The organism is Caulobacter sp. ErkDOM-E, assembly GCF_048541895.1.
In the GTDB taxonomy this organism is placed as follows: domain Bacteria; phylum Pseudomonadota; class Alphaproteobacteria; order Caulobacterales; family Caulobacteraceae; genus Caulobacter.
Window position 1 is genome coordinate 3,502,722 of sequence record NZ_CP183331.1, and the last position, 17,848, is coordinate 3,520,569.

14 protein-coding genes and 1 tRNA gene are annotated in these 17,848 nt (G+C 67.5%); 8 read left to right on the forward strand and 7 right to left on the reverse strand.

What is annotated here, in order from left to right:
- Positions 1-184: 184 nt before the first annotated feature.
- Positions 185-616, forward strand: a complete 432-nt coding sequence (locus tag ACN2C7_RS17155) for a DUF3617 domain-containing protein (protein WP_419318582.1) — start codon at positions 185-187, stop codon at positions 614-616.
- Positions 617-922: 306 nt separating this feature from the next.
- On the opposite strand, the gene ACN2C7_RS17160 is transcribed toward ACN2C7_RS17155, so the two are convergent.
- Positions 923-1,498: a methylated-DNA--[protein]-cysteine S-methyltransferase gene (locus tag ACN2C7_RS17160; protein WP_419318584.1), complete on the reverse strand. Its 576-nt coding sequence runs from the start codon at positions 1,496-1,498 to the stop codon at positions 923-925.
- Between the two features lie 77 nt (positions 1,499-1,575).
- On the opposite strand from ACN2C7_RS17160, the gene ACN2C7_RS17165 reads away from it, so the two are divergent.
- The gene (locus tag ACN2C7_RS17165; RefSeq protein ID WP_419318586.1) at positions 1,576-3,213 is read left to right on the forward strand and encodes an amidohydrolase; all 1,638 of its coding nucleotides are present in this window, start codon (positions 1,576-1,578) and stop codon (positions 3,211-3,213) included.
- 10 nt (positions 3,214-3,223) lie between these two features.
- Here ACN2C7_RS17165 and ACN2C7_RS17170 read toward each other — a convergent pair whose 3' ends face one another.
- The gene (locus ACN2C7_RS17170; protein ID WP_419318588.1) at positions 3,224-4,603 is read right to left on the reverse strand and encodes a cation:proton antiporter; all 1,380 of its coding nucleotides are present in this window, start codon (positions 4,601-4,603) and stop codon (positions 3,224-3,226) included.
- Positions 4,604-4,779: 176 nt separating this feature from the next.
- Here ACN2C7_RS17170 and ACN2C7_RS17175 point away from each other — a divergent pair, with 176 nt between their 5' ends.
- Together ACN2C7_RS17175 and ACN2C7_RS17180 are read left to right on the forward strand one after the other, a co-directional pair.
- On the forward strand, positions 4,780-7,338 hold the full coding sequence (locus ACN2C7_RS17175; RefSeq protein WP_419318590.1) for a helicase-related protein: 2,559 nt from the start codon (positions 4,780-4,782) through the stop codon (positions 7,336-7,338).
- Positions 7,335-7,619 carry an RNA-binding S4 domain-containing protein gene (locus tag ACN2C7_RS17180; protein WP_419318592.1) on the forward strand — a complete coding sequence of 95 codons (285 nt, stop codon included), beginning with the start codon at positions 7,335-7,337 and terminating at the stop codon, positions 7,617-7,619. Before ACN2C7_RS17175 ends, ACN2C7_RS17180 begins: the two co-directional genes overlap by 4 nt.
- 87 nt (positions 7,620-7,706) lie before the next feature.
- On the opposite strand, the gene ACN2C7_RS17185 is transcribed toward ACN2C7_RS17180, so the two are convergent.
- Positions 7,707-9,791 (reverse strand): putative bifunctional diguanylate cyclase/phosphodiesterase, encoded by a 2,085-nt coding sequence (locus tag ACN2C7_RS17185; protein ID WP_419318594.1) that lies wholly within the window; start codon positions 9,789-9,791, stop codon positions 7,707-7,709.
- Positions 9,792-10,044: 253 nt separating this feature from the next.
- Here ACN2C7_RS17185 and fdxA point away from each other — a divergent pair, with 253 nt between their 5' ends.
- Together fdxA and ACN2C7_RS17195 are read left to right on the forward strand one after the other, a co-directional pair.
- Positions 10,045-10,386 (forward strand): ferredoxin FdxA, encoded by a 342-nt coding sequence (fdxA, locus tag ACN2C7_RS17190; RefSeq protein ID WP_035043467.1) that lies wholly within the window; start codon positions 10,045-10,047, stop codon positions 10,384-10,386.
- 292 nt (positions 10,387-10,678) lie between these two features.
- Positions 10,679-11,191, forward strand: coding sequence for a CarD family transcriptional regulator (locus ACN2C7_RS17195; RefSeq protein ID WP_419252620.1), 513 nt, complete (start codon positions 10,679-10,681; stop codon positions 11,189-11,191).
- 161 nt (positions 11,192-11,352) lie between these two features.
- On the opposite strand, the gene ACN2C7_RS17200 is transcribed toward ACN2C7_RS17195, so the two are convergent.
- Positions 11,353-12,639, reverse strand: coding sequence for a dicarboxylate/amino acid:cation symporter (locus ACN2C7_RS17200; protein WP_419321493.1), 1,287 nt, complete (start codon positions 12,637-12,639; stop codon positions 11,353-11,355).
- A 92-nt stretch (positions 12,640-12,731) separates the two neighbouring features.
- On the opposite strand from ACN2C7_RS17200, the gene ACN2C7_RS17205 reads away from it, so the two are divergent.
- Positions 12,732-12,808: transfer RNA gene (locus ACN2C7_RS17205), tRNA-Arg, on the forward strand.
- 166 nt (positions 12,809-12,974) lie between these two features.
- Complete coding sequence (locus tag ACN2C7_RS17210) at positions 12,975-13,181, forward strand: hypothetical protein (protein WP_419318596.1); 207 nt, start codon at positions 12,975-12,977, stop codon at positions 13,179-13,181.
- A 118-nt stretch (positions 13,182-13,299) separates the two neighbouring features.
- On the opposite strand, the gene ACN2C7_RS17215 is transcribed toward ACN2C7_RS17210, so the two are convergent.
- From ACN2C7_RS17215 to ACN2C7_RS17225, 3 genes are read right to left on the reverse strand one after another with little or no spacing between them, the layout of a single operon-like run.
- The gene (locus tag ACN2C7_RS17215; RefSeq protein ID WP_419318598.1) at positions 13,300-14,526 is read right to left on the reverse strand and encodes an efflux RND transporter periplasmic adaptor subunit; all 1,227 of its coding nucleotides are present in this window, start codon (positions 14,524-14,526) and stop codon (positions 13,300-13,302) included.
- A 4-nt stretch (positions 14,527-14,530) separates the two neighbouring features.
- Positions 14,531-16,915 carry an ABC transporter permease gene (locus tag ACN2C7_RS17220; protein WP_419318600.1) on the reverse strand — a complete coding sequence of 795 codons (2,385 nt, stop codon included), beginning with the start codon at positions 16,913-16,915 and terminating at the stop codon, positions 14,531-14,533.
- Positions 16,912-17,673: an ABC transporter ATP-binding protein gene (locus ACN2C7_RS17225; RefSeq protein ID WP_419318603.1), complete on the reverse strand. Its 762-nt coding sequence runs from the start codon at positions 17,671-17,673 to the stop codon at positions 16,912-16,914. The genes ACN2C7_RS17220 and ACN2C7_RS17225 overlap by 4 nt, the downstream gene beginning before the upstream one ends.
- Positions 17,674-17,848: the final 175 nt, after the last annotated feature.

Below are 17,848 nucleotides of genomic sequence, written 5' to 3' on the forward strand. Positions count from 1 at the left end.
AATTTCGGGGCGCGCCGGACGAGCCGCCACGCGAGAGCGGGCGATATAGGCGAAGGGCGCCTGCCGAGTCAAGGCGGCAAGCCCGCTTCGAGCCATCCACCCGGATGAAGATCGCCTCACGACCGCCTTCAAGACAGGTTCATCTGCCGCCCTATATAGAGAGCCCATGAAGGAGCACCCGCCCATGCGTCTGATCGCCCTCGCCCTGACCGCTGCAGGTCTCGCCTTGACCGCCGGCCTGAGCCAGGCCGCCCAGCCCGCGCCGGCCACGATTCTTCCCGGTCATTGGGAATACAGCTACCGGATCGGTCCCATCCCGGCCGGGGACGAGTCGCGCTGCCTCAAGCAGTCCGATGTCGAGCAGTTCGCCAAGGGCATCTGCACCCGCAAATATACCTGCGACTACACCACTCGGGTGGTGAAGGACGGCAAGATCGCCCTGAAGGGTGCGTGGACCGACAAGAAGGGTCGCGTGGCCCCGGTGACCGCCAAGGGCGACTACACCGCCGAGAGCTTCAAGCTGGACGTCAAGCTGAAGACCATCAACGGAATTCCGCTGGCCGGCGTGATGGACGCCCGGCGCGTGGGGGCCAGCTGCCCGGCTGACGCCAAATAGCCCCCGTCACGGACCATTTGTGGTTAATCCGAATTAAGATACAATGGCTTGTAGGGAACAAAGACTGAATCGGCCGATGTCGCTGATTCGGTCCTGATTCGTTTCGCCCCTGTTCGCCAATTCCGCTCGCGGCGTTAACTTGAGTGTTGCTCGGTGAAGCCGCCCCACTCACTCCGCTCTCCCCGGCGAAGGCCGGGGCCCAGGTCGAACCCGCAGAGGTAGGCGCTTTTGCGCCGCCCCATGGCGCATCATCCCCAAAAGCTCAGGCTGAATCTGGGCCCCGGCCTTCGCCGGGGAGAGCGGATGTCAGGACCCGCGCGGCGGGGCCACTGAAAATTCCAGATCGAACAGGGTCGGTACGGGGCTCGTCCGCGCCCGCTCGAGGGTCAACATCTGAGCCTTGGTGCTCGCGCCCCCTTCGGCGCTGAAGCCGCCCATCCTGCCTGACGCGGCCAGCACCCGGTGGCAGGGCACGACGATGGGCCAGGGATTCTCGCCCAGGGCCTTGCCCACCGCCCGCGCAGCGCCGGGCTCGCCCATGGCGCGGGCCACCTGGCCATAGGTCGAGGTCTCGCCGGGCGCGATGGCGCGGGCGATCTCGTAGACCCGCAGGTTGAAGGCCTGGACGCCGGTCAGGTCGAGCGGGATGTCCGTCAGGTCGTCGCGACCGCCGGTCAGCAGATCCAGCACCCGCTCGATGATCTGCTCGATCGCGGGCGACGGCGGCGTCTCGACCGCCTCGGGGAAACGCTTGCGCAGGCGCGCCCAGGCCGCGCCGGGTGTCGCTTCGGGCAATTGCATGCCGATCAGCCCGGAAACGCCCCAGGCGACGCCGCAGCGGCCGATAACGGTGTCAAAAAGCGCGAAAGCGGTCCCCTGCATCCCTCATTTATAGCATCGCGGTTGCGGCTTTCGAGCGGCGCCCTACGATTTCCGTTTCTTGCTGTCTGGAGATCGCCGTGCGCCCCATCATCCTCGCCGCCTTGCTGGCGTCCGCAACCGTCTCGACAGCCTCGGCCGGCGACCTGCTGATCCATGGCGGACCGATCCATACCGGGGTCGAGGCCACGCCGAGCGCCCAGGCCGTGCTGATCCGCGACAGCAGGATCCTGTTCGTCGGCGACCTGGCCGCCGCCCGCGCCAAGGCCGCCAAGGACCTTCGCGACTTCGACCTGAAGGGCGCCGCGGCCTTTCCGGGCTTTGTCGACGCCCACGCCCACCTGACCGGGGTTGGCCTGCGCGAACTGACCCTCAACCTGGACCAGACCGGTTCGGTCGCGGACCTGATCAAGGCGGTCAGCGCCTATGCCGCCGCCCATCCGGACGGTCCGATCTATGGCCGGGGCTGGATCGAGACCCACTGGCCCGAGAAGCGCTTCCCCAACAGGGCCGATCTCGACCGCGCAGCCCCGGGTCGGGTGATCGTGCTGGAACGCTCAGACGGCCACGCCTCGGTCGCCAGTTCCGCCGCCCTGGCCCAGGCCGGCGTCGGCAAGGATACGGCCGCTCCCGCCGGCGGCCAGATCCTCAAGGGACCCGACGGCGAACCGACGGGCATGCTGATCGATCACGCCCAGTCGCTGGTCGCCGGGGTGATTCCGCCGCCGTCAGAAGCCCTCAAGCGTCAGGCCCTGGAAAAGGCCGGCGCGCTGTATGCCTCGCGCGGCTGGACCGGCCTTGGCAATATGAGCGTCGAGGCGCCCGACCTGGCCCTGATGACCGCCCTGGCCGCCGAGAAGAAGTTCCACCTCCGCGTCGACAACTACATGGACCCCAGCGGGGCCGCCGAGGTGCTGGCCAAGGGCCCGTTCGAGGACGCCACCGGCCTGATCCGCACGCGGGGGATCAAGCTCTATATGGACGGAGCCCTGGGCTCGCGCGGCGCGGCCCTGCTTGAGCCCTATAGCGACGCCGAGGGGACGGGCCTGCAACTCACCCCGCGCGACAAGGGGCTGGCGCTGATGAAGCAGGCCCGGGCCGTGAAGGCCCAGGTGGCCATGCACGCCATCGGGGATCGCGGCAATCGCATGGTGCTGGACTGGTTTGGCGAGACCCTGGCCGGCGACACCGCCGCCCGCTGGCGGATCGAGCATGCCCAGATCGTCGCCGATCCCGACCTGCCGCGCTTTTCGAAGATGGGCGTCATCGCTTCGATGCAGCCCAGCCACGCCATCGGTGACCTCTATTTCGCCCCTGCCCGCCTGGGCAAGGCCCGCCTGCACGAGGGCTATCGCTGGAACGACATGCTCCAGAGCGGCGCGGTCGTGGCCGCCGGCTCGGACGCCCCGGTCGAGGTCGGCGATCCGCGCATCGAGTTCTACGCCGCCGTCCACCGCCACAGCCTGACCGGCTTCGCCAATGAGGACTGGCATCTGAAAGAAGCCGTCAGCCGGGCCCAGGCCCTGAAGATGCTCACCTGGGCGCCCGCCTATGCCGCCTTCGCCGAAACGGATCGCGGTACGCTGGAAGCCGGCAAGAAGGCCGATGTCAGCGTGTTCTCAAAGGACCTGATGACGGTGGCTCCGGCCGAGATCCTCACCGCCGAGACGGTGCTGACCGTGGTCGACGGCGTGGTGGCGTTCGAACGGGGCCGGTAGGACTGTCCTGTCAGGGGGCGGCGGCGGCCTTGGCGGCGGACTCTTCCAGACCGTCAAGCTCGCCCGACTCCCGCGCCTTGCGGCCATAGAAGGCCTCGAACAACGGGCTGGCCATGACCGTGGTGACGATGGCCATCAGCACCAGCATCGAGAACAGGGTCGGGCCGATAATGCCCTTCTGCAGACCGATATTGATGATGATCAGCTCCATCAGGCCGCGCGAGTTCATCAGGGCGCCGATGCCCAGGGCGGTGCGGTTGTCTTCGCCGGCCAGACGCGCGGCGGCGTAGCAGGCCACGCCCTTGGCCAGGATCGAGGCCAGCAGGATGCCCACGGCGATCAGCAGCAGCTGCGGCGAGTTGACCATGTCCATCCGGGTGTTGAGGCCCGAATAGGTGAAGAACATCGGCAGCAGCAGCACCACCGCCAGCGGCTCGACTTTCTGCTTCAGCTCCTCGACGAACTTGCCGCGCGGCATGACGGCGCCGAGCATGAAGCCGCCGAAGATGGCGTGGATGCCCACGGCGTCCATCAGGAAGGCCGAGAGGCAGAACAGCATCAGGGTGATGGCCAGGACGGTCAGGCTCATCTGGCCTTCGCGCTCGACGATGCGGCCCAGCGGGGCCAGCAGGCGCTTGCCGAACAGGCCCAGGAACAGGACGTAGGACAGGCCGCCGCCGATCGCCAGAACCGCCACGCCGGGGCCGCCGCCGAAGGTGGCCAGCACCACCGCCAGCACGCACCACGAGACGGCGTCGTCAAAGGCGCCGGCGGTCAGGGACAGGGTGCCCAGCGAGGTCTTGGCCAAACCGCGCTCATTGATGATGCGGGCCAGCATCGGGAAGGCGGTCAGGGCGATACAGGCGCCCATGAACAGGGTGGCGTTGGACTGCGAAATGCCCTCGGCGAACAGGCCCGGCACCTTCAGCAGGAAGGGCGTGATCGCCACGGCGATCAGGAACGGCGCGATGATGCCGGCCAGCGAGACGCTGGCCGCGCTCTTGGCCTTGGCCTTGAAGTGATCGGCCTGGAAGCTGGTGCCCACCATGAACATGTAGAGGCCCACGCCCAGCTGGGCGCCGACATACAGGACGTTCTTGGTTTCCTTGGGAAACAGCATGCCCTGGAAGGCCGGAAACAGCAGGCCCAGCAGCGATGGGCCCAGCACCACGCCGGCGATCATCTCGCCCACCACCTGGGGCTGACCGAGGAACTTCTGGCCCAGCCAGCCGACCACGCGGCAGGCCAGCAGGATCACCGCCAGCTGCAGGAAGAAGTGCACGCTGAAATCGGTCGGCGTGTAGCTTTGGGCCGCCGCCAGGGTGGCGGGACCGTTGGCCGACAGGACTTTTCCGGCGACTTCCAGGGTGCTGGCGATGATATCCGTCACGTGAATTTCCCTGCCCATCGCCCGCCGAAACTGAATCTTGCGGCGAGACGGCGGACTCTGAGACCGCAGATGCCCAGCGCTGTCAATTCTCGCTCCGGCGCCGCTCGACGCGCTGTCGCCGGCCCCGCGCACACCAGTGCTTGCCTCCCTCCGATTCCCGCACCATGTCTGATCGCATGAGCGACCGTTCAACCGGCCTGGCGCCTTCCAAGCTCACTGCGGTCCTGGGCCCGACCAATACCGGCAAGACCCACCTGGCCGTCGAGCGGATGCTGGGCCATGCGTCGGGCATGATCGGCCTGCCGCTGCGCCTGCTGGCGCGCGAGATCTATGACCGCATCGTCAAGCTGCGCGGCAAGGCGTCCGTGGCCCTGATCACCGGCGAAGAAAAGATCGTCCCGCCGCGCGCCGCCTATTTCGTCTGCACGGTCGAGGCCATGCCCTTGACCCGCGAGGTCGAGTTCCTGGCCATCGACGAGATCCAGCTGTGCGCCGATCCCGAACGCGGCCACATCTTCACCCACCGCCTGCTGCACGCCCGGGGCAAGTTCGAGACCATGCTGCTGGGGGCCGGAACCATGGCCCCGCTGATCCGTCGCCTGCTGCCCGACGCCGAGATCGTCAGCCGCGAGCGGTTCTCCAACCTGTCTTACGCCGGCTCCAAGAAGCTGACCCGCCTGCCCCGGCGCAGCGCCGTGGTGGCGTTCTCGACCGACGCCGTCTACGGCATCGCCGAGCTGATCCGTCGTCAGCGCGGCGGGGCGGCCGTGGTCATGGGGTCTTTGAGCCCCCGCACCCGGAACGCCCAGGTGGCGCTCTACCAATCGGGCGAGGTCGACTTCCTGGTGGCCACCGACGCCATCGGCATGGGCCTGAACATGGATGTCGACCATGTAGCCTTTGCCGGTCTGCGCAAGTTCGACGGCGTCCGCACCCGCTGGCTGCACGCCCAGGAGGTGGGCCAGATCGCTGGCCGCGCCGGGCGCTATACCCGCGACGGCACCTTCGGCGTCACGGGCGACTGCGACGAGATGGACGAGGATCTCGTCGAGAGCGTGGTCAACCACCAGTTCGAGCCGATCATCGCCGCCGAATGGCGCAGCGCCCGGCTCGACTTCGGCTCGCTGCCGCTGCTTCTGAAGTCGCTGGGCCAAGGGCCGGGCCGCGCAGGGCTGACCCTGTCCAACGAGGTGCTGGATGAGCGCACCTTGAGGAAGCTGTCGCAGCAGGACGATGTCATCGCCCGCTGCAAGGCCGACCGCTCGGCCCTGCTACGCCTGTGGGACGTGTGCCAGACGCCCGACTTCCGCAAGACCACCGATGATGATCACCAACGCATGGTCAGGACCCTGTTCGACGACCTGACGACGGGCAGGAAGCGGCTGCCGGAAGACTGGATCAATGCCCAGTTCAAGGCGCTAGACCGCACCGATGGCGAGATTGACAGCCTGGCCGGCCGGCTGTCGGGCGTGCGGACCCTGTCCTATATCGCCAACCGCCCCGACTGGCTGGCCAATCCGGCTCACTGGCAGGGCGTGACCCGTCAGCTTGAGGATCGGATCTCCGACACCCTGCACGAAAAGCTGATGGCCCGGTTCATCGACCGGCGCACCAGCGTACTGATGCGCCAGCTGGGCGAGCGCGAGACCATGCTGGCGGGAGTCGGCCAGGACGGCGCCGTGACGGTCGAGGGCCACGTGGTGGGTCACCTGGCCGGCGTCACCTTCACGCCCGAAAAGGGCGCCAGCGCTCTGGAGGAAAAGGCCCTGCGCAATGCGGCCGTGCGCGCGGTGGGTCCCGAGATCGCCAAGCGCCTGGGCGCCCTGAGCGGCGAGGCCGACGACGCCTTCGCCCTCAGTCCCGATAGCGCGATCCTGTGGCGCGGCGAGATCGCCGGGGTGGTGCGCCCCGCCTCGACGTCAGGCGGCGGCGCCCTGCTGTCACCCCGCGCCAGGCTGCTGGGCGAGCTGGGCCCCGCCACCGTGCGCGAGCGCGCCGAACGCCGGCTGGACGCCTTCCTGGTCGCCGAGGTCGATCGGCATCTGGCGCCGCTGCGCAAACTGGAGCGGGCCCTGGCCGGGTCCGAGCTGCGCGGCCTGCCACGCGGCCTGGCGCACCGCCTGCTGGAAGCCTGCGGAGTGCTGGACAAGCGCCCGCTGGAGCCCGAGCTGAAGGCCCTCAGCCAGGCCGAACGCCGCACGCTCAAGGCCCTGGGCGTTCGCATCGGCGCCTTCAGCCTCTACCTGCCCGCCATGCTGCGGCCCGAGGCCATCGCCTGCGCCCGGGCGCTGAGCCCAGACGGCTGGCGCGGCGATCGGGCCAGGCTGGCCGCCCTGCCCTCGCCGCCACCCTCGGCGCAGGAACTGGCCGCCAGCGGCCTGCGGGCGGTGAGCGGCTTCACCGCGCCCGTCGAGATGCTGGAGCGGCTGGACGACCTGCTGCGGGCCGAGCAGAAACCGGGCGGCGTGGTGCTGAGCGAGGCGGCCCTGCAGAGCCTGGACTGGACAGCGCCCCAGGGCTCGGCCGTGTTGCGGGCCCTGGACTACACGCCGGCCATCCGGCCCAAGTCCGACGCCCCGATCATCTGGAAGCGGCGCGGCGCGGCCAAGGCCGAGGTGACGATCGCCGCGCGCCCGGACTCGCCGTTCGCCGCCCTGGCCAAGCTGACCGAGCCGCCGCCACGCCGCAAGAAGCCCCGTCGTCGGAAGGCGGCCGCCCAGAAAGCAACCTCGTGAGCGAGGGCGCTGACGAGGCCTGCCGCGCCGACGTCTGGCTGTGGCGCGCGCGGTTCTTCAAGACCCGCTCGCTGGCCTGCCGCTTTGTGGAAGAAGGCCGCATCAGGCTGACCCGCGGCGGTGTCGAAAGCCGGGTGGACAAGCCGTCGCGGACCCTGAAGGCTGGGGATGTGCTGGTGTTCGGGTTCGGCGGGCGGCTGGTGTCGGTGCGGGTGCTGGCCTCGGGCGAACGACGCGGGTCGGCGCGTGAGGCGCGGGAATTGTACGAGGCTGTGGGGTAGCAGCAAACCTGCCCCCGCCGCGCCTTCGGCGCTCTTGCCCCTACGGGGGAGGACGGCTGCGAAGCAGCCAGGAGGGTGCGAATAGCCCTACTGCTTAAAGCCCGCCAGGAACCCCGGCACCTCCGCCGCCGGCATCGGCCGGCCGAAGTGATAGCCCTGCACCTGATCGCAGCCATAGCCGATCAGCTTGGCCAGTTGCTCGGCGTCCTCGACGCCCTCGGCCACGACCTTCATGCCCATGGACGAGCCCAGGGTGATCACCGCCCTGACGATGGCCTCGTCCTGCGTGTTCTGGACGAAGGACTTGTCGATCTTCAGGCGGTCGATCGGGAACTGCCGCAGATTGGCCAGGCTGGCATAGCCGGTGCCGAAGTCATCCAGCGCGATCATCACGCCGGCGTCGTGCAGGCGCTTGACGGTCTCGCTGACCATGTCCGAGCCCCAGCCCATATAGACGTTCTCGGTGACCTCGATGGTCAGCCGGTCGCACGGCACCCTGGCATGGGCCAGGCGCGCCTGGATCTCCTCGGCCAGGCGGCCGCTGCGGAACTGGGCGGCCGAGATGTTGACGGCGACCCGGCCAAAGTCGACGCCGGTGTCGATCCAGTCGCGCATCTGGTTCAGCGCCGTGTCGAAGGCCACGTCGCCCAGCTTCAGCGACAGGTCCTGGTCCTCGAACGCCGCCATGAAGCGGGCGGGCGCCAGTATGCCCTGTTCGGGATGGGCCCAGCGCATCAGGGCCTCAAAACCGGTGACGCCGCCTTCGCGCACATCGACCACCGGCTGGTAGAACAGCACGAACTCGCCGGCCGCGATGCCGGCCCGCACGTCGCGCAACAGCTCGATCCGCTGCTCCAGCTCCGAGCGCATCGAGGGCTGGAACACCACGCTGCGATTGCGGCCCGCATCCTTGGCCCGATAGAGGGCGATGTCGGCGTTCTTGATCATGTGCGAGGGGTCGGCGTCCATGTCGCCGTGCAGGGCCGCGCCGATGCTGGCGCTGCAGGTGAAACTGCGGCCGCCATGCTCGATGGGGCGGCGCAGCAGCTCCTGCAGGGTCTGGATCGGCCGCAGCATGTCGGCCTCGCAGTGCAGGCCGCGCAGGATCACCGCAAACTCGTCGCCGCCCAGCCGCGCCACCGTGTCGTCAGCCCGGAAGGCGTGGCGCAGCATGTCGGCCAGGCGCTTGAGCAGGGCGTCGCCGGCGTCGTGGCCCAGGGTGTCGTTGATGTCCTTGAAGTGATCGACGTCGATCATGATCAGGCCGAACATCTCGCCCAGCAACTCGGACGCGCTGACCGCCTCCTGGAACTTGTGCTGAAACAGGGCCCGATTGGGCAGGTCGGTCAGCGGATCCTTGAAGGCCAGGGTCTCGACCGCCTCGGTCTGACGACGGCGGTCAGTAATGTCCTTGAACAGGTTGACCAGTCGCTCGGGCCGGCCATTGGCCCCGATTAGCATCTTGCTGGCCGAGCGCACCCAGGTCTCGACGCCGTCATCGCGATCGAGGCGGAACTCATAGACCCCGGTCTCGCCCGGCTTGCGCGCCGCCACCAGGGCGGCCACCCGGTCCCGGTCGTCAGGATGGATGATCTCCAGCGGGTCGTTCTTGAACCGGCACCACTTCTCAAGGTCCGGCGTCGCGCCCGAAAACACCACTTCACGGGTGCTCAGGTCGTATTCGCGCACCAGCAGGCCATCCAGCTCCAGCGCCATGCGCAGGCGCTGCTGATCGCGCTCGGCCCGCAGGGTGGCCTCAGCATAGCCGGTGACGTCGCGGGCCGTGACCATCACGGCATAGGGTTGCTCACCCTCGTCGCGGCAGGCGCTGAACTCGGTGCGCCAGATGCGCTGGACGCCGTCGGCGTCCAGGGTCGGCAGATAACGCGAGAAGGCGTCGCCTGCCCGCGCGCATTTCATCAGCGCCAGGACGTCTTCGCCCGCCACCAGGGCGCGACGCGCATCGACGCCCGGACGCAGATCCGGCGCCAGGGCATGGGCGGTCCACTCGCGGCTGACGGCCAGCAGACACAGATCACGATCCAGCAACGCCGCGGCGAATGGCAGCTGCAGCACGAATTGTGCGAAGGCGACGGCGCGTGAGTCGGCCAGGCGCGCCGGTCCGGTCTCGGACTCTGGCAGACACCTGACTTCCGCAGTCGACTTGATCATTGTGTCGGGTTCTCGACGTTGTTTTTTTTGAGCGTTTCCTGGCTCGGAGACTGGCGCTATTTTGGATAAGAAATCATGAGCGCCCAGATGACCCGTCGTCGCGGCGGCGGTCGCTCTGAGCGCCTCCGCGCGCGCATCTCTGACGACGCAGCGAGAATTCCTGTGGCCTCGCGCGAGCAAGCCGCATTGACAAGCGGCCCCGCGCCTTCGAAAACGCGCGCGCCGAGCCCCGTCAGCACCAATCGAGTTCTCGATGACCTACATCGTCACCGACGCCTGCATCAAATGTAAGTACATGGACTGCGTCGAGGTGTGCCCGGTCGACTGCTTCTATGAGGGCGAGAACTTCCTGGCCATCAATCCCGACGAGTGCATCGACTGCGGCGTCTGCGAACCTGAGTGCCCGGTCGACGCCATCAAGCCCGACACCGAAGACGAGGCCGACGGCAAGTGGCTGCGGATCAATTCCGACTACGCCAAGGTCTGGCCCAACATCACGGTTAAGGGCGAGCCGCCCGCCGACCGCGACGACTTCGAGCGCGAGACCGGCAAGTTCGAGAAATACTTCAGCGAAAAGCCCGGCAAGGGCTCCTGATCCGCCGACCTTACGGGTCCGGAACCGGGCGCAAGCCTTTCATGAGGCTGAATTTTATGATATCGTCGGCCTCAACGCGACGGTTGCGGCAATTCGCGGCTGTCCGTTTTTTGTCGAAGAGCCGTTCAACCGGCGCGCCCGATCGAAGGCGAAGGGTGTCTTAGAGGTTAATTCCAAATCCTGTCCTGGCTTGGCTCCCGCGCCCAGTTCGCGGTCGCTGGGCTGTCTCTAATGGACCGATCTGGAATGACGGTGTTCCGGGCCCCTTGGGCTCGCATTGATGAGGACGAACATGAGCAAGAGCGGTCTGGAATTCTCGGTTGGCGATCACGTCGTCTATCCCGCGCATGGCGTGGGCAGCATCCAGGGTGTTGAGACCCAGGAAGTGGCCGGGATGTCGCTCGAAGTTTACATCATCACCTTCGACCACGAGAAAATGACCCTCCGCGTCCCGACCAAGAAGGCCAAGACCGCCGGTCTGCGCCCCCTGGCCGAGGGCAATGTGGTGTCGCAGGCGCTTACGACCCTCAAGGGCCGCGCCCGCGTCAAGCGCACCATGTGGTCGCGTCGCGCCCAGGAATACGAAGCCAAGATCAATTCGGGCGACCTGATCTCGATCGCCGAAGTCGTCCGCGACCTGCACCGCGCCGAGAACCAGCCGGAACAGTCCTATTCGGAACGCCAGCTGTATGAGTCGGCCCTGGACCGCATGGCCCGCGAAGTGGCCGCCATTGAGCGCATCGACCGCGACGCCGCGATCGGCATCCTGACCAAGTCGCTGGTCAAGGCCTCGGTCGCCGCCTGATCACACGCTTCGGCGTTTGAAGATTTAACGCCCTTCGCCTCGCGGCGGAGGGCGTTTTTCTTTGGGGGCGCGGGGCTGGAGGCGGCCGATCGGGCCGGGCGACGGGGCAAGGCGAAGGGTCAAGCTTTGCGGCTGCAGACCCAACGCCCCCAGTCCGTCCCTCAGTCTGCGGCGCCCTTGTCCGCGACCAGCGCCGCCGTGGCTGTGGGGCCCTTGCGAAGTTCGCGCGCCAACTGCTCGCGATCCAGGGCGCCGTCCCAGCGCGCCACCACCAGGGTGGCCACGCCGTTGCCGACCAGATTGGTCAGGGCCCGGCACTCGCTCATGAACCGGTCCACGCCGACCAGCACCGCCAGGGCGGCGATCGGGATCTCGGGCACGACGGCCAGGGTCGCCGCCAGGGTGATGAACCCTGCCCCCGTGACGCCGCTGGCCCCCTTGGAGGTCAGCATGGCCACGCCCAGCAGGCTCAGCTCCTGCCACAGGGTCAGGTGAGTGTTGGTCGCCTGGGCCAGGAACAGGGTGGCCAGGGTCATGTAGATATTGGTGCCGTCCAGATTGAAGCTGTAGCCGGTGGGGATCACCAGCCCGACCACCGACTTGCGCGCGCCCAGCCGCTCCAGCTTTTCCATCATCTGGGGCAGGACCGATTCGGAGGAACTGGTGCCCAGCACGATCAGCAGTTCCTCGCGGATATAGGCCATGAACTTCAGGATCGAGAACCCAGCCGCCGCCGCGATGCCGCCCAGCACCACCAGCACGAAGATCAGGGCGGTCAGATAGAAGGTCGCCACCAGGGCGCCCAACTGGACCAGAGACTCCAGTCCGTACTTGCCGATCGTGAAGCCCATGGCCCCGAACGCGCCCAGCGGCGCGAACCGCACCACCACGTGGATGATGCCGAAGAACAGCTTGGCCAGGTCTTCCAGACCGTCGGCCACCCTGTCGCCGAACGGGCCAAGGCGCGTGCAGGCAAAGCCGGTCAGCACCGAGATCACCAGCACCTGCAGAAGATTGCCCTCGGCGAAGGCGCCAAAGAAAGTGTCCGGGATCAGATGCAGCAGATAGGCGACCAGGCCCTCGCCCTCGTGGGCCTTGGCCAGATAGCCGGCGGCGATGGCCGGATCCAGCGAGGCCGGGTCGATGTTGAAACCCGCTCCCGGCTGCACGACGCGACCGACGATGAGGCCGATCACCAGAGCGACGGTCGAGACCACCTCGAAATAGATCAGGGCCTTCACCCCGACCCGCCCGAAGGCCTTGATATCGCCCATCCGGGCGATGCCGCCAGCCACGGTGCAGAAGATCACCGGCGCGATCACCAGCTTGATCAGCTTGATGAATCCGTCGCCCAGCGGCTTCAACGCCACCCCGATCGTCGGCCACAGCGCACCGACCAGTATGCCCAGCGCGATGGCGATCAACACCTGCACGTACAATGACTTCAGACGAGCCAGCAGCCCCATTGCGTCCCCTTCTCAGACGGGGTTCGCAAGCCCGCCATCCTGCGCTATTGACCCTGCGCCCGCACAGCGCGCGCGGCCCGGTAGCTCAGCAGGATAGAGCAGCGCTTTCCTAAAGCGAAGGTCAGGGGTTCGAGTCCCTTCCGGGCCGCCATGCGGTTGTCGTTGCAACCTAACGCGTACCCATTTCCAACCCAAGACAGTCAATAACGCGAAGCGGTCGCAAGAAGGCTGCGGGGCACTCGCCGTCGCAAATCGGTGCGTCCGATTCTGACCTGTCGCCTCGGCAACTTCGCTCGAGATTTGCGAAGGAGGCCGGGATGGATATCAAACTGCCGCGCTGGCTGCTGCGGAAGATTGTGCGAAGAAACCCGTGGCTGTTGTCCGACGAGGGAAGGGTCAGGAGGACGGTCGTCCTCGAGGTCTTCGGGTTCGAGTTAGAGCTGTATGGTGACCTTAGCCTGACCCCGGAAGAAAAGGCCTTCTTCCAAGCCGAAACTGAGGCCCAGCCGGATCGTCTCGTCTAAACTTGGTGCGGCTTTGCGCCAATTGCGGACTCAAGCACCGGTCCAGAAACACGACATTCAGGCGAGTAGTTTTCGCAACCTGCGCACAGGCGAGGCGCGACCAAAGATCAAGGCAAGGCTACTCGCCGTTCGGCGTGGAAGTCCGAATGCGCACCGCGACGCCATCGGCGATGGACTGCCCCGGATGGAGCACTAGCCGCTCTCCCGGCTTCAGCCCGGCGCGGGCCTCGGCCAGTTCCCCGTTGTTGTGGCCGATCCCGACCCGCTGCAGGCGAGCACGGTTACCTTCGACCTTGAATACCGCCCACTGTCCCTGATGCCGGAACAGGGCGGACACAGGCGTCCGAAGCACTGCCTCGGCCCGCCAGACCGTGACTGCCGTCTCCACACGATAGCCATGGCCGACCGCCGCCCAGGCTGCAGGAGGATTGACTGGCTCGATGATCACATTGACCCGCTGCTCCTCGACACCGAGGGCCGAGACTTTGAGGAAGCCATAGGGTTCGACCTGCCGGACACGGCCCTCAAGCGCCGGGCCATCCCCCCAAGCGTCGATCACGACAGGCGCCCCTACGGAAATTCGCGCCGCGTCACTCGACAGGAGCTCGGCGACCACTTCCAGATCGCGAGGGTCGCCGATCTCGATCACCGGCGCGCCCTGGGCGATGACGCTTTCGCTCTCCTGCAGCACCCGCAAAACACGGCCTGTCACCGGCGCGCGAAGAGCCACCGCCCGGCCGCCGGACCGCGCGGCGGTTGGCTCGATTAAACGCACGCGGGCCGCCTCGAGCGCCGCTTGCTGGACGCCGACGCCAGCGCGGGCATTGCCCACGACGGCGGCGGCGGTGCGGACGTCGAGGCGTGCGCGGTCGAGGGCGCTCCGCGACGCGACCGATGCGGCGAACAGTGTCTCGGTACGGCCGGCTTCGAGACGAGCGTAGGTCAGCCGGGCTTCAGCGCCTTCCAGCTCGGCGCGCGCCAGGGCCAGGGCGGCCTCGGCCGAACGGACCCCGGCCTGGATTTCCTGGCGGGACCTTTCGTCCATGAAGGTCGCCGGCCCCGGCTGGATGATCGCGATCACCGCCCCGGCCTCAACCCGTTCGCCCGCGCGGTTGCCGATCCGCATCAAACGGCCGGAGACAGGCGCGGACACCACATAAACGTTGCGGGCCCGCGTTCGCGCCTCGTCACGAACCGCGACAGTCAAGGGGCCTGCGGTGACCTCGGCGATGTCCACCAGAACCGGTCGTGGACGGAAGGCCAAGAGCAGCAGCGCCGCCACCGCCAGCACGGCGGCGACCCAGAACAGCGTCCGGAATTTGAGATTGAACCGGTTGATTATCACGGCGCTACTCTCCGGTCTTCAAGGCTTCGGCCAGGTCGAGCCGGTCGATCTGACGCCGCACCGTCAGACTGGCCACGACAGTGATGACCAGCACCACCGCCCCGGCCATGCCGAAGGTCGCTGGAGCGACGGCGAAGGGCAGCCGGAACAGATCCGAACTCATGGCGCGGGCGAGATACCAGGCCAGACCGGCCCCTGCCGCCGCGCCCAGCGGCAGGGCCAGCAGCGTCAGGAAGGCCACTTCGCCGAGCAGTATGTAGGATACGTCGGCGCGCGAGAAGCCGAGGACCCGCAGTGAAGCCAGCTCCCGCTGGCGCTCGGCGAAGGAAATGCGAACCGTGTTGTAGACTACCCCCGAAGCGATCAGGCCGGCGAAGAAGAAGAAGGTCAGGATAGATCGGCCGAGGTTCTCATCGAGCATGGCGGCCAGCCGTTTGACGGCCTCCGCCTGCAGGCTCACCCCCGCGACCGACGGCGTCTCCTTCACGCGCGCATAGAGGCCCCCGGTCCGGTCGGCGTCGACCGTCAGCCAGGCCCCAGACACCAGCGCCCCCTCTTCCAGAGACCGGTTCAGGTCCTCAATCCGCATCCGCGCCCCGGAACCCACATAGCTGGTGGTGACGGCCGAGACCCGCAGAGCCAGCAGCGGCCGGCGGCCTTCCGTGACCTGCGCCTCGATGATGTCGCCGGCCTTGATCCGGAGCTTGGCGGCCAGGTCGCTGGACAGGACCAGGCCGCCGGGATGCGGCTGGATCGGTCGGTTGTGGGTATCGACCATCCTCGACAGGATGCCGTCCAGCGGCGCGCCGGTGATCACCGCCCGCTCCTCGCGCGCGCCGTGGCGCAGGCGAACCGAAACGACACGAAACGGCTCGGCCGCCAGCACCCCCTCTTCGCTGGCCAGACTGAACAGGGCAGCACGTGACCGGGGCTCGACGAAGCTCACGGACACGTCGTGGGGGTTGGATACGGTGAAACTGGAATCGATCATCACCTTGATCGCGTCCACCATCGACATAGTGCCGATCAGGAGAGCGCCCGAGGCCGCGATCCCGGCCACGGTCAGGGCCGCCCGCCAGGGCCAGCGAATGATCTGGCGCAGGATCATGCGCGATTGCTGGTCGAGGACCTTGATCCGGGTGATCCAGGCCCCAGCGGCCTTGGAATAGTCGGGCGGCGGCGCGGGGGTCATCGCTTCCGCCGGGTTCAGGTTCGCGGCCCGCCGCACCGCCAGGGCCGCGCCACCCATAACCGTCAACATGGCCACACCAACCACGGTCGCGTAGTCAGCCGGATCCGCCTGGAACAGGAGGAAGGGGAAGCGGTAGTATTCCATATAAAGCCCCGCCATGCCGCGACCCAGCCAGATCCCGGCGGCGCCACCGATCAGCACGCCCGTCACCGCGATGACGGCGACCAGCTTGAGATAGTGGCCGATGATGTCTCGGTCCCGGTAGCCGAAGGCTTTCAACAGTCCGATCCCTGCGCGCTGAACGGCGATCAGCCTTGACACCACGACATTGACCAGGAAGGCCGCCACCAGCAGGAAGATCGGCGGCAGCACCCGCCCCATGGTCGCCAGCTGGTCGATCTCGCTGGACACGAAGGCGTCCGAGACCTGATCGGCGCGACCATAGGCGCCCGGGGCGCCATAGGGCTCCAGAAGACGATCCAGCCGGGCGATCACCGCCGGCTCCGAGGCGTCGCGGGAGAGGCGCACCACCGCCTCGTTGAAGGCTTCGTCCTGATTGACGGCCTGGGCCAGGGCGTTGCGCCGCATCCAGAGCACGCCGAACAACCGGTCATCGGGCACGAACTGGCCCGGGCCGATGGCGTAGACGTGCTCCGGCGACAGGGCGATCCCGACCACGGTCAGACGGCGGCGGCCGCCGTAGAGGGTTACCGGAACCGGATCGCCAATCTCGAGCCGGTGAGCGTCGGCGAAGGCCTGGAGCACCACCGCCTCGTCCCGCTGTCCTGCGATCGGAAGACGGCCTCGGACCAGGTGGAGCCGATTGACCGCCGCCTCGCCCACGTCCGGCAAGGACAGGACTTCGCCGGTCGCTGGCGCGCTCATCCCCTCCATGGCGAAGAGCGCCGGAACCCGAATGCGGGTCGCCGCCGCCTGGACCCCCTCGATGGCCCGGATGTCGGCGATCAGACGCTGCGGTGCGCGCACCACGGGGGCCCAGACGTCGGCGAACAGATAGCGTTCATAGTAGGCGCGCCGGGTCTCCTGTAGAGAACTCAGCATCCCGGCGGAGAGCAGATGAACGGCGACGCCGCCGGCGATGACAAAGGCGATCGCCAGCGCCTGGGTCTTCATGCGCCAGAGATCCCGCACCAGCTTGCGGTCCAGCGCGCCCATCCAGGCCGGCGGATGGTTCACCACGAGACCTCCCCGGGCAGCCGCTTGTCGGGATTCTCGCGCACCTCGCGCACCCGCCCATCGGCAAATATCACCACGCGATCAGCAATGGCGGCGATGGCGGCGTTGTGCGTGATCAGCAGGGTCGTGGCGCCCAGGCTGTCGTTGACCGTTTTAAGCGCCTCAAGAACCCGCACACCGGTGGCGGAGTCCAAGGCGCCCGTAGGCTCGTCGCACAGCAGGACTGACGGCTGCTTGGCCACAGCGCGCGCAATGGCCACGCGCTGCTGCTCGCCGCCGGACATCTGGGCCGGAAAGTGATCCAGACGGTTCTCCAGGCCGACCATGGCGAGGGCCTCCTCGGGACGGAGCGGGGCCTCGGCGATCTCGGTGACCAGGGCGACGTTCTCGCGCGCGGTCAGGCTCGGCATCAGATTGTAGAATTGGAAGACGAACCCGACGTGCCGACGGCGGTATTCGGTCAGCTGGTGCTGGTCCGCCCGACTGATGTCATTCCCCCGGAACAGAACTTCGCCGCTGGTCGGCGTGTCGAGCCCGCCGAGAATGTTCAGGAAGGTCGACTTGCCGCTGCCGGACGCGCCAAGCACCACGACCATCTCGCCGTCTGGCAGATCAAGGTCGACACCCCGGAGAGCGTGAACGGCCCCAGAACCGGAGCCATAGACCCTGGTCACGGCCCGAGCGCGGAAGCAGAGCCGCGATGACGCCGTCGTAGCGAGCGTATCCACGGCGGCCATCATGCCGTCGCCGTGAGCCATCGGTGTCCCGGTGCGATTGACTGTTGCGTCCCCAAGGACATGGCGCGGTGATTCCGGTCGGTCGGCACAAGGTGCCAGTCGATGGACGTTCACCCCGTGATCTGGATCAATTATGCCCTTTGCGCACTCGATCAGGAGCGATCGAGGACGCAGAAAACCGCCGAGTCTCACCTTC

Coding starts and splice junctions, on each gene's coding strand:
- ACN2C7_RS17225 (WP_419318603.1), bottom strand. CDS start 17,673: ATGGCTCACGGCGACGGCATGATGGCCGCCGTGGATACGCTCGCTACG.
- ACN2C7_RS17195 (WP_419252620.1), top strand. CDS start 10,679: ATGAGCAAGAGCGGTCTGGAATTCTCGGTTGGCGATCACGTCGTCTAT.
- fdxA (WP_035043467.1), top strand. CDS start 10,045: ATGACCTACATCGTCACCGACGCCTGCATCAAATGTAAGTACATGGAC.
- ACN2C7_RS17155 (WP_419318582.1), top strand. CDS start 185: ATGCGTCTGATCGCCCTCGCCCTGACCGCTGCAGGTCTCGCCTTGACC.
- ACN2C7_RS17185 (WP_419318594.1), bottom strand. CDS start 9,791: ATGATCAAGTCGACTGCGGAAGTCAGGTGTCTGCCAGAGTCCGAGACC.
- ACN2C7_RS17175 (WP_419318590.1), top strand. CDS start 4,780: ATGAGCGACCGTTCAACCGGCCTGGCGCCTTCCAAGCTCACTGCGGTC.
- ACN2C7_RS17160 (WP_419318584.1), bottom strand. CDS start 1,498: ATGCAGGGGACCGCTTTCGCGCTTTTTGACACCGTTATCGGCCGCTGC.
- ACN2C7_RS17210 (WP_419318596.1), top strand. CDS start 12,975: ATGGATATCAAACTGCCGCGCTGGCTGCTGCGGAAGATTGTGCGAAGA.